General features: G+C 48.9%; 9 protein-coding genes. 2 read left to right on the forward strand and 7 right to left on the reverse strand.

Translation table 11 applies throughout. From position 1 onward, the window contains the following. Positions 1-398: 398 nt before the first annotated feature. A complete protein-coding gene (locus RJD38_RS06555; protein ID WP_005597327.1) occupies positions 399-1,340 on the forward strand; it encodes a LysR family transcriptional regulator in 942 nt (313 codons plus the stop codon). Between the two features lie 115 nt (positions 1,341-1,455). Here RJD38_RS06555 and RJD38_RS06560 read toward each other — a convergent pair whose 3' ends face one another. The 6 genes from RJD38_RS06560 to ilvG all read right to left on the reverse strand — a co-directional run bounded on the left by RJD38_RS06560 (position 1,456) and on the right by ilvG (position 8,963). Continuing rightward, complete coding sequence (locus tag RJD38_RS06560) at positions 1,456-2,436, reverse strand: MDR family oxidoreductase (protein ID WP_065545893.1); 981 nt, start codon at positions 2,434-2,436, stop codon at positions 1,456-1,458. 213 nt (positions 2,437-2,649) lie between these two features. Then, positions 2,650-4,212 carry a threonine ammonia-lyase, biosynthetic gene (gene ilvA, locus RJD38_RS06565; protein ID WP_065545892.1) on the reverse strand — a complete coding sequence of 521 codons (1,563 nt, stop codon included), beginning with the start codon at positions 4,210-4,212 and terminating at the stop codon, positions 2,650-2,652. A 3-nt stretch (positions 4,213-4,215) separates the two neighbouring features. After that, on the reverse strand, positions 4,216-6,057 hold the full coding sequence (gene ilvD, locus RJD38_RS06570; RefSeq protein WP_005597330.1) for a dihydroxy-acid dehydratase: 1,842 nt from the start codon (positions 6,055-6,057) through the stop codon (positions 4,216-4,218). A gap of 15 nt (positions 6,058-6,072) precedes the next feature. Beyond that, positions 6,073-7,017 (reverse strand): branched-chain amino acid transaminase, encoded by a 945-nt coding sequence (locus tag RJD38_RS06575; protein WP_065429601.1) that lies wholly within the window; start codon positions 7,015-7,017, stop codon positions 6,073-6,075. Between the two features lie 13 nt (positions 7,018-7,030). After that, entirely contained in the window at positions 7,031-7,315 is a 285-nt protein-coding gene (gene ilvM, locus RJD38_RS06580) for an acetolactate synthase 2 small subunit (RefSeq protein ID WP_005597332.1), read from the reverse strand. A gap of 1 nt (position 7,316) precedes the next feature. Beyond that, positions 7,317-8,963: an acetolactate synthase 2 catalytic subunit gene (ilvG, locus tag RJD38_RS06585; RefSeq protein WP_065545891.1), complete on the reverse strand. Its 1,647-nt coding sequence runs from the start codon at positions 8,961-8,963 to the stop codon at positions 7,317-7,319. Between the two features lie 501 nt (positions 8,964-9,464). Here ilvG and RJD38_RS06590 point away from each other — a divergent pair. Then, positions 9,465-10,988: a YifB family Mg chelatase-like AAA ATPase gene (locus RJD38_RS06590; RefSeq protein WP_065545890.1), complete on the forward strand. Its 1,524-nt coding sequence runs from the start codon at positions 9,465-9,467 to the stop codon at positions 10,986-10,988. A 75-nt stretch (positions 10,989-11,063) separates the two neighbouring features. Here the strand turns inward: RJD38_RS06590 and RJD38_RS06595 are convergent, their stop codons facing one another. Then, complete coding sequence (locus RJD38_RS06595; protein ID WP_065545889.1) at positions 11,064-12,041, reverse strand: DUF2860 domain-containing protein; 978 nt, start codon at positions 12,039-12,041, stop codon at positions 11,064-11,066. Positions 12,042-12,049 lie beyond the last annotated feature (8 nt).

Genomic DNA, 12,049 nt, shown 5'->3' on the forward strand with positions numbered 1-12,049 from the left:
TTTAATTTAATTAACAAGTTGGTAACAATTAATTGTGACCAAGGAGTTTTAAACGTGTTTGAGTTGTCGTCTGCCGCGATAAACCCATCGCTTTAAGGTTCTATCTGTATAAGGCGACGTCTGATGTAGCTTGCCATTTAAGTCATAATTGTAGGGATTTGGCTTAAAGAGTCCAGAGGCAAGCGTTGCTTTATCACATCGTATATCAGCACACGGTATTGTTTCCACACGACTACATTCCGACACTATCCCCAGTTTTCTTGGGCTTCCCCGCCGAAAGGCGGGATTTTTTTGCCAGTCATTTATCGAGAGCGACCGACAGTTATCGCGATGATGACTCGATAAATTCCACTTGTTAATAGTACACTTAGAGCATCAATCGAGCTTGGATGAGTGAAGTGGAACTAGAAGATATCTATCGTCGTGATTTGAATTTATTGGTCGCACTGCGAGTGTTAATTGAAGAAAGCAGTGTCAGCAAAGCGGCGACGCGACTCAACCTCAGTCAGTCGGCGATGAGCCGGGTGCTAGGTCGCTTACGCACCTTACTCAATGATCCACTGTTTACTCGTCAAGGACAGCAACTGATCCCAACCGAAAAAGCGTTAGAGATTAATGCGCGTTTAGGGGACCCGCTGGAGTCGTTACGTCAACTGCTGTCACCTCGTGAGTTTGATCCACAGCGTTGCGAGCAAACCTTTACCATCGCGACGACCGATTATGCATTACAAACGATTTTGCCGTTTGCGCTCCCCCGCATCTATCAAGAAGCGCCGCTGGTGTCGCTTAATTTCTTGCCATTACAGCATGACCGATTGGCCGATCAGTTGACCTACGAAGGGGCAGATTTAGCGATTTGTCGTCCGATTGGGACCGTTGACCCGTTATGTAGTGAAGTCATTGGCCGCGTTGGCGTATTTTGCTTGCTCTCTAAACAGCATCCGCTGGCGGAGCAAGAGATGAGTCTAGACGATTATCTTAGCTATCCTCACGCGATGATTGCAGTGAGTGATGGGGTGAAAGCACTAATAGAACAAGCCTTGGTTGGTCACCCACAGCGTCGTATGGTGTTGCGGGCTTATCATTTGGAAGCAGCATTGGCGATTGTGGATACCATGCCGTTGATCATTACGGTTCCCGCTGATTTGGCTTATTTGGTTGCTGAGCGTTATGACTTGGTGGTGAAACCGTTGCCGTTTCACTTCACGCCATTTGACTATTCATTGATTTGGCATCCGCGCTGTGAGCATTCACCAGCCCAAGAGTGGTTACGAGCGATTGTTAAAGAAGAGTGCAGTCGTTTGATTGCCAAACGTATTGAAGATATGGGTTTAGATTGACCGAAAAGAATGAGACATGTCATTCCGGCATAGAGGAACGACATGTCCGGAATCTCTAGCGTATAGAGACTCCTTACTCGCTCGTTCCTCACTCTAAGGGATGACTCAGAAGTGCTTATAGTTTAATCACAACACGACCAGTCACTTGACCATTGGTGATGTCTTCAGCGTATTTTGGCGCTTCAGCCAATTCTACTTCAGTACATGCTTGTTCAAAGTAGCTGTCTGGTAGTAGCTCAACCAGTTTTTCCCATGCTGCGATACGTTTTTCAAATGGGCATGAAACTGAATCTACCCCTTGTAGACGTACGTTACGTAAGATAAACGGCATAACCGTAGTCGGAAGGTCAAAGCCGCCCGCAAGGCCACAAGCGGCTACTGCGCTGTTGTAATCCATTTGTGCCAGTACTTTTGCCAGTACGCTGCTACCAACGGTGTCTACCGCACCAGCCCAGATTTGTTTTTCTAGTGGGCGAGCTGGCTCAGCAAATTCGCTGCGATCGATAATACGGCTAGCACCTAGTTTTTCTAGTAGTGGACCATTTTGTTCAACACGACCCGTCACGGCTGCCACTTTATAGCCTAGCTGAGCAAGAAGTGTTACTGCGACAGAGCCCACGCCACCACTTGCGCCTGTAACGAGAACTTCACCCGCTTCAGGTTTTACACCGGCATCCAGCAGTGCTTGTACACAAAGCATTGCGGTAAAGCCAGCTGTACCCACCATCATCGCTTTTTTGCTGTCTAAGCCTTGTGGTAGTGGTACTAACCAATCTGCTTTTAGGCGAGCACGTTGCGCCATTCCGCCCCAATGATTTTCACCTACGCCCCAACCGGTCAGTACAACATGGTCACCCGCTTGGTAACGGTTGTCTTCTGAGCTAATCACCGTGCCCGCGAGGTCAATACCCGGTACCATTGGGAAGTTACGAATGATCTTACCTTTACCGGTGATTGCTAGGCCGTCTTTAAAGTTTAAAGAGGAGTAATCCACCTCGATCAATACATCGCCTTCAGGCAGTTGTGATTCATCGATCTGCTCGATAGAAGCAATGGTACGTTTTTCTTCTTGGTTTAAAATCAGAGCGTTAAACATAGGTTTCTCCACTTAGGGACAGCAATAAATTAACTAACGATAGTGTAGTCTGGAATGTGGTATGACGAAAATGAAACTTTAGCATTGAGTCTATGCGCTTTGCGCATAAATAGGGTGCGTTTACTCCATTAGAATAGAACAAAGTCAGCCGAGAGGGCTGACTTTGTTGAGTGGTTTCTATCAGACCGCAGAAAGCGACTGACGATTGACATATTACGACAAGAAGAATTGATAAGACGGGTTGTTAGTCTCATCTTTGCATTGATAGCCTAATTCCCTTAAATGCAGTGAGAAGCGTGCTAAATCTTGCTCATCTAATTCAAAACCACACAATACTCGACCATAATCCGCGCCGTGGTTGCGGTAGTTGAACAGACTGATATTCCAGTGGGTACCCAGAGTGCTAAGAAATTTTAGCAGTGCGCCAGGATATTCCGGAAACTCAAAGCTGTATAACCGCTCTTTCAGTTGTTTCGATGGTTTGCCACCAATCATGTAACGTACGTGCAGTTTGGCCATTTCATCATCGGAGAGATCGACAACCGGATAGCCACCCGCACGCAGATCTTGGATGATATTGTCTAACTCACTTTGACCGTCATTGAGGCGAACACCAACAAAAATGTTGGCTAAGGAATCGTCGTTATAACGGTAGTTAAATTCCGTCACGGCACGGCCACCAATCAAATTACAAAATTCAAAGAAAGCGCCTTGGCGTTCAGGAATCGTGACGGCTAATAAACCTTCACGCTTCTCACCCAACTCACAACGTTCTGATACGTAGCGTAAACCGTGGAAGTTAGTGTTGGCGCCCGACAAAATCGTGCCTAAACGCTTCCCCGTCAGTTGCTGTTTATCGACATATTTCTTCAAGCCAGCGAGTGCTAGAGCACCAGAGGGCTCCGCAATGGCGCGAGTATCTTCAAAGATATCTTTCACTGCCGAGCAAATTTCGTCGCTTGATACCGTAACGTGACCATCGATGTATTTTTGGCATAAACGGAAAGTTTCGTCACCAATGCGTTTTACCGCTACGCCATCGGCAAACATGCTGACTTGATCAAGAACCACTGGCTCACCGGCATCCAGTGCGGCTTTTAAGCAGGCTGAATCTTCCGGTTCAACGGCGATGACTTTAATTTCAGGCATCAGTTGTTTGACTAATACGGCAACGCCTGCGGCTAAACCGCCACCACCGACCGGTACGAAGATGTAATCCAAGTGCCCATTTTGCTGTAGCATCTCCATACCAATTGTGCCTTGGCCTGCAATCACCAGTGGGTGATCAAATGGGGGCACGAAGGTGTAGCCATGCTTGGCTGATAAGCGCTCCGCTTCGGCTTTGGCTTCATCGAAGTTGTTGCCGTGTAGAACCACTTTGCCGCCAAAACTGCGTACGGCGTCTACTTTGATATCTGGCGTGGTTTTTGGCATAACGATGGTGGTTTTAATGCCAAGTTTCGTACCAGATAACGCCATTCCTTGAGCGTGGTTGCCAGCTGATGCGGCTATGACACCCGCGATTTTTTGTTCTTCAGTTAAGCTCGCGACCATGTTGTAGGCGCCGCGCAGTTTAAACGAGTGTACCGGTTGGCGATCTTCGCGTTTAAGCTGTACCTGATTGTTGAGCCGGGCAGATAAGCGAGGCATCGCTTGCAGAGGTGTCACTGTTGCGACTTCATATACCGGCGCGCGCAGCACCTGACGCAGATAATCTGCGCCAGATGGCAAGGCTTGGTCGGGCGATAGATCTTCTACCAATCCATGATTGACCATTGACTAGCCCTCTAATTTGCTTTTATCGCGTACCGCACCTTTGTCGGCACTGGTGGCTAAGCTGGCATAAGCTTTTAGCGCTAATGACACGGTACGTTGGCGATCGACTGGTTTCCAACCGAAAGTATCTTGCTTAGCACGGCGCTCTGCCAATTCTGACTCGCTCACTTGCAGTGAGATTGAACGGCTCGGGATATCAATGGCAATAATATCGCCATCGTTCACCAAACCAATGGTGCCGCCACTCGCCGCTTCTGGTGAAACGTGACCGATCGATAAACCTGAAGTACCGCCAGAGAAGCGGCCATCGGTCAGTAGGGCACAAGACTTACCTAGCCCCATTGATTTTAGGTAGGTGGTTGGGTAAAGCATTTCTTGCATACCCGGGCCACCTTTCGGGCCTTCATAGCGGATCACGACCACATCGCCTGCTTTGACTTTGCCACCTAAAATGCCGTCAACCGCGGTATCTTGGCTTTCAAATACCACCGCAGGGCCTTGGAATACAAGGCTGCCTTCATCAACCCCAGCGGTTTTAACGATACAACCGTCTAACGCGATATTGCCCGAAAGCACCGCTAGGCCGCCTTCTTGGCTAAAAGCGTTTTCTTTGGTGCGAATACAACCCTCTACGCGGTCATCATCAAGACGATCCCAACGACAATCTTGCGAGAACGCCTTGGTGGTACGAATACCTGCAGGGCCTGCGCGGAAGAACTTCAACACCGCTTCATCTTCGGTTTGCATGATGTCGTATTGAGCGAGCTGCTCTTGCATGGTGAGACCAAGCACTGTGCGAGTTTGGTTATTGAGTAATCCAGCACGATCAAGTTCGCCGAGAATGGCCATCACGCCACCTGCGCGGTGAACATCTTCCATATGGTATTTTGGTGTCGAAGGTGCCACTTTACATAGATGCGGCACGCGGCGAGACATCTGGTCTATGTCATTCATATCAAAGTCGATCTCACCTTCTTGCGCTGAGGCGAGCAGGTGCAGAACGGTGTTGCTTGAGCCGCCCATCGCGATATCCAGCGCCATCGCATTCTCAAATGCAGCGCGATCAGCGATATTGCGTGGCAGTGCAGAGGCGTCATCTTGCTCGTAGTAACGACGAGTCAATTCGACAATACGTTTACCGGCATTGATAAACAGTTGCTCACGATCGGCGTGCGTTGCCAGCATTGAGCCGTTGCCTGGCTGAGATAAACCCAGCGCTTCGGTCAAACAGTTCATCGAGTTGGCGGTAAACATGCCTGAACATGAACCACAAGTTGGGCAGGCAGAGCGTTCCACTTGCTCACTTTGTTCATCGGAAATGGTTGGATCGGCACCTTGGATCATCGCATCAACCAGATCTAGCTTGATGATTTGATCGGACAGTTTGGTTTTGCCCGCTTCCATTGGGCCACCAGATACAAAGATTACGGGGATATTTAGGCGCATCGCGGCCATCATCATCCCCGGAGTGATTTTGTCACAGTTAGAGATACACACCATCGCATCGGCGCAGTGGGCATTGACCATGTATTCAACCGAATCAGCGATCAGCTCACGTGAAGGCAGCGAGTACAGCATGCCGCCATGACCCATCGCGATTCCATCATCAACGGCGATGGTATTGAACTCTTTAGCGATGCCGCCAGCTTTTTCAATTTCGCCCGCAACCAGTTGGCCCATATCTTTAAGATGGACGTGGCCTGGAACAAACTGGGTGAAAGAGTTCACTACCGCGATAATCGGCTTACCAAAATCTTCTTCTTTGACACCGGTGGCACGCCATAATGCGCGTGCGCCTGCCATGTTACGACCGTGGGTGGTGGTGGCAGATCTATATTTAGGCATATCCTTATTCCTCTACTACTTTGCGGCTTCTTGTGAGTAAACGTAATCTAACCAACCCCACTTATCTTCAGTGGTGCCATTGAATAGACCAAAATACGCCGCTTGCAGCGCTTTGGTTATTGGGCCTCGTTTACCACAGCCAACTTCAATTTTATCGACAGTGCTAACGGGAACCACTTCTGCAGCGGTTCCGGTCATGAATACTTCATCAGCAAGGTACAGTGCTTCACGAGCAATATTGGCTTCGCGAACTTCGTAACCCATATCGCGCGCCAGTGTCATGATCGAATCACGGGTGATACCCGGTAGGATCGCGCTGGTGGTTGGTGGGGTCAAAATGATGCCATCTTTAATGACAAAGATGTTCTCACCGGCACCTTCTGACAGGTAGCCATCAACGCTCAGTGCAATCCCTTCGTCATAGCCATGACGACGCGCTTCACCGCCAACTAGCAGTGATGAAAGATAGTTACCACCCGCTTTTGCGGCGGTTGGGATGGTATTGGGTGCGGCGCGGTTCCAACTGGAAATCATCGCATCGACCCCTTTTTCCAACGCTTCCTCACCAAGGTATGAACCCCATGGGAAGGCGGCGATGATTAACTCCATTGCGGTGTCTGCCGGTGGGCAAACACCTAAACCGACGTTGCCAACAAAGCCGAGTGGGCGAATGTAGGCGCTTTCGAGTTTGTTTTGACGCAAGGTTTCACGAGTTGCTTCCATGATTTCATCGACCGTATAAGGGATTGGGAAGCGGTAGATTTTTGCTGAATCTTTCAGGCGTTGTGCGTGCTCGCGGTGACGGAAAACAATCGGGCCTTTAGGCGTGTTGTAACAACGTACCCCTTCAAATACGGATGTGCCGTAATGCATTGCATGCGTGAGTACGTGAACGTTCGCTTCAGCCCAAGGCACCATTTCGCCGTTAAACCAAATATAATCTGCTGTATTTGTCGCCATTGTATTGCCTTCCTTATGCACAAACTTTTTGTTGTAAGTTGTTATTTGGTAGTTGGTCACGAGCGATTTTGGTTACATCGACAGTGCGAACATCCCACAGTTTTTCAATTTGATTGGTAATAAAGGTGATCGGACGATCGCTGTCGACAATGATTTCAACACTGGCGACATGGCTTTCATGGTTTTGTGTTGCCGCCACTTGTTTGATGATGAAACCACGATGGCGAATCACGCGAAGAACACGCTCAAGAAGAACCGGTTTATCGTCCGCTTTGATATCAAGTAAGTATCTTTCCATGTTAAGTGTTCTCCAGCATTTCACTGTTTGACGCACCCGGTGGAACGAGTGGCCATACGTTTTCTTCCTCATCAATTAATACATGAAGTAAGTAGGCAGTTTTACTTGCAAGCATCTCTTTTAGAGCCGGTTCAACTTCTTCTTTTTTAGTGATGGTCTTACCCGGAATATCAAACGCTTTTGCTAGCATCACAAAGTCAGGGTTGTCATCCAAAATGGTTTCACTATGGCGACCATCAAAGAACAGCGATTGCCATTGGCGCACCATGCCTAAACGTTGGTTGTTGAGCAGTACTATCTTGACTGGAATCTGGCGACGTTTCAGCGTGCCAAGTTCCTGGACATTCATCATGAATGAGCCATCACCAGTGATAAGGATGGATTGATCGTCAGGGCGACCAACCGAAGCGCCCATTGCGGCAGGTAGGCCAAAACCCATGGTGCCAAGCCCAGCTGAGGTGATGAAGTTTTGCGGTTCACGTGGCTGAATGTGTTGTGCTGCCCACATCTGATGTTGGCCGACATCGGTCGAGACAATCGAACTATCTGGCATCATGTCGGAGAGTTGTTTTAATAAGCCCGGAGCAAAAATAAGTTCACCTGGGTGATCATAGCGCCAAGTAAAGCCTGTACGTAGGCTCTCGCTGTGGCTTAGCCATGGCGTAATGTCGTGGGTCAGTTCCAGTAGAGGCAATACTGCTTTTACATCCCCACGCAGAGGTGCGTTGGCGGTTCTGAGTTTATTGATTTCAGCGGCATCCACATCGATATGAATCACTTTGGCATTAGGAGCAAAGGTATCGAGCTTGCCTGTCACACGGTCATCAAAACGCGCTCCAACCGCTAATAAGAGATCGCATTCTTGGACGATAAGGTTAGCGGCTTTGGTGCCGTGCATACCGAGCATGCCAAGGTAATGTGAATCATGGCGCTCGATGGTGCCCAAGCCTTTGAGGGTACTTACTGATGGCATAGGGTTGAGGCGCAAAAACTCGCGAACAGTGTCGGTGGCATTACTCAGTTGTACCCCACCACCCACGTATAAAACAGGGCGAGAACTGCTACTTAGCAGTTGTTGAGCATGACTTAGCGCTTCACTGCTGACCACGGGGTGATCCGGCGGCGTGCAAGGGGGTAAGATTGATGTAGGAGCTTGGGCTAGCTGAACATCTTTGGCGATATCCACAATCACCGGGCCAGGTCGACCGGTTTTCGCCACTTCAAATGCTTCGGCTAACGTTGGCGCTAACTCTTGGATGTCGGTGACGAGGTAGCTGTGTTTGGTACAAGAAAGCGACATGCCGATCACATCCATTTCTTGGAAGGCATCGGTACCGATATGGGAGCTAGCGACCTGACCAGTGATTGCAACCAGAGGAATGGAGTCCATGAAAGCATCAGCAAGGCCAGTGACCAGATTGGTCGCGCCAGGGCCTGAGGTTGCCATGCACACGGCGACATCTTGTGTTGCACGCGCCATACCAATTGCTGCCATAGCCGCGCCTTGTTCATGGCGGCAGAGGATGTGCTCCACGCCACCATCATAGAGCGCATCGTAGATTGGCATGATGGCACCGCCAGGGTAACCAAATACGGTTTTAATTCCTTGTTGTGCCAGTGCGGCTACAACTAATTCTGCACCGGTCATTGACCACCTCCTGCGCTACCTTGGTAGCTGTCCTTGTGTTGTTTGCACTTCATGTGCGCTCCCATTCTTCCTGTACTCTCTCGCCAAGTAATCCTGCTCGTTCATGAGCGATGTGCGGAGAGTTGATTATAATTTGCTGGTCTTGCCTGCCTGATTTCTATCTTAATTGATTGAAAAAAACCCCCGAACTTTTCAGTGCGGGGGTTTATCTAATTCTTGGCTTTCTTTAGCCCACTAGACCCCGCGCAATCTAATAATGACCACGATAATCAGGGCAATCAGTGCATGTAAGCGGGCGTTTAATGTCATTATTAATATCTAATGGTTGCGTGTGCGTAATATGGTACGTAATTGTTTGCGTCTCTAGTGGTATCACACATATCCGTTAAATGACAAGCAAAAACTCATTCTTTTTTCACATTATCTCAGCAAGTCGCCACGCTATATAACAAAGGTGCTATAGAAATAGCCGCCTTAAAAGTGAACATAATAAGGGAATGTATGGGTTTAGCTGTGGTATACAGCCGCGCATCGGTAGGCGTGGAGGCACCGTTGGTGACGGTTGAGGTGCACATTAGTAATGGCATGCCGGGTTTTGCGCTGGTGGGTTTGCCAGAGACAACGGTGAAGGAGTCTCGTGATCGCGTGCGCAGCGCGATCATTAACTCGCGTTTTGAGTTTCCGGCCAAGCGGATTACGGTCAATTTAGCGCCCGCTGATTTACCTAAAGAAGGTGGCCGTTTTGATTTGCCAATTGCGTTAGGCATCTTAGCGGCTTCACAGCAAATTCCACTCAATCCACTCACTCAAAGTGAGTTTATTGGTGAACTGGCATTATCTGGGGAATTGCGAGCGGTGAAAGGCGTGTTGCCCGCGGCACTGATCGCGCAGCAACAAGGACGCCGTTTGGTGGTGCCGCATTGCAATGGTGACCAAGCCGCATTGGTGGGTAAAGAAAAACATAAATCTGCACAAAGCTTGCTTGAGGTGTGCGCCGACCTGTGCGGTCAACAAGCATTGGCTTTGCATCAAACCGATATGCAGCCACATATCGCCACTCATGCGCGAGATCTGCGTGACATCATTGGTCAGCAGCAGGGTAAGCGTGCGCTGGAAATCGCTGCCGCGGGTCATCATAACTTGTTGTTTCTTGGCCCTCCGGGCACTGGTAAAACCATGCTCGCTTCACGCCTGCGCGATTTGCTGCCAGAAATGTCGGATGATGAAGCGTTAGAGTCAGCCTCGGTGGCTTCGCTGACCCAGCAAGAAATCAATCAATTTAACTGGAAATGTCGGCCATTTCGCTCGCCGCACCACTCCAGTTCGATGGCTGCACTGGTCGGTGGTGGCTCGGTTCCTAGGCCGGGGGAGATTTCTTTGGCGCATAATGGGCTGTTATTTCTTGATGAGATGCCTGAGTTTGAACGTAAAGTTTTAGATGCATTACGTGAGCCGCTGGAATCTGGTGAGATTATTATTTCCCGTGCGCAAGGCAAAACTCGTTTTCCTGCGCGCTTTCAGTTAGTCGGAGCGCTTAATCCAAGCCCGAGTGGTCATTATGATGCCAAGCAAAGTCATGGTAATTCTCAGGCGGCACTGCGTTATTTGAGTCGTTTGTCAGGGCCGTTGTTGGATCGTTTTGATATGTCGTTAGAAATCCCAGCCTTGCCACAAGGGACATTGGCCGAAGGTGGTGAGCGAGGAGAAGCGACTGAGGTGGTGAAAGCCCGCGTGGAAAAAGCTCGCGGGGAGATGCTTGCTCGGAGTGGTAAAGCCAATGCTCTGTTGGGTAGTCGAGAGATCGAGCAATACTGCCACCTTGATCGAAGTGACGCGCAATTTTTAGAGCAAGCGTTGCATCGTTTAGGCTTATCGGTTCGCGCCTATCATCGCATCATTAAAGTGGCGCGCACCATTGCTGACTTGGCTGGTGAAGCGCAGATTTCACGAGCGCACTTATCCGAAGCGTTAGGTTATCGCGCAATGGATCGATTAATGCGCCATTTACACGCGCAAGCGGTATAGCTGGCATCTGAGGGGGAAATAACGATATAAAAAAGCCCACCAAGTTCGGTGGGCTTAAATTGATAATCAGTCAGATTAGAAGTGGTAGTTCATACCCACTGACATGATGTAATCGGTGCGGTCGTAGAAGTTGATGTTTGAATCGCTGTTAGTGAAACCAACAAGTGAAATCAGAGACCAATCTTGCCAATCCATGATGTTTGCGTATTCATAAGCAGCGAATAGGCTAAATTCATCATCTTGACGAGTTTTATTGAAGCCAACTCCAGCTGGACCTGGGTGAACCGCATCGTAATCGCGCGTTTTAAAACCACCTGTTAGGGCTAGTTGGTGACGCTCCATCAATTTGAAGTAGCTTAGCTCAACACCGTAACCCGTGAATGAGTTTGCATCGCCGTCAGCATCGATATTGGTGTAAGACAGGCGTGGCGTTAGGATGGTGTGTTGATCCAATGCCAATTTGTAATCAGTTTTAAAGATAAAGCCTTTTGAATCACGACGAAGGCTAGGATCTAGTTCACCCGCTACATCATTTTCGATGTCTTTGGTCGCGTACGCCATATCAACTGAGAATTTAGAGCCTGCAATATTTTCCACTTTTAGGCGGTAGGCATTACCATCTTCATCGGTGGTTTGACGATCTGTTGTTTGGTATGGGTTTGCCCAAACTTCGCCAGACATGATGGTTGGTAGCATAGACGCATTAATGATCATGCCTGACGCTAGTTGGTATTTGTAGCCCAGTTCAAACGCCAGTGTACCAGTGGCGATATCTTCACGAGACGTACCCGCGTAGAACTGTTGATTTAAGCCGTTACCAAATGTGTAAGCAACGTTACCTAGTGGCAGAATTAGCGCACCAGAAACCGCATCATTTGGCGCGCCTAGGTCGTCGATATTTTTGTTGTCGTCATGAGTGTTCAGGTTTGACTCAGTTGAGTAGAAACCAGTGCTGATTGACACTTCACCACTAAAACCTGCTGTATCAGACAGTTGAGCAAAGCTTGAGCCACTTACGATGGCAAGTGCTAGTAAGCTGTATTGTAATTTCATTTATCTAT

It is taken from the genome of Vibrio scophthalmi (genome assembly GCF_040869025.1).
GTDB lineage: Bacteria > Pseudomonadota > Gammaproteobacteria > Enterobacterales > Vibrionaceae > Vibrio > Vibrio scophthalmi.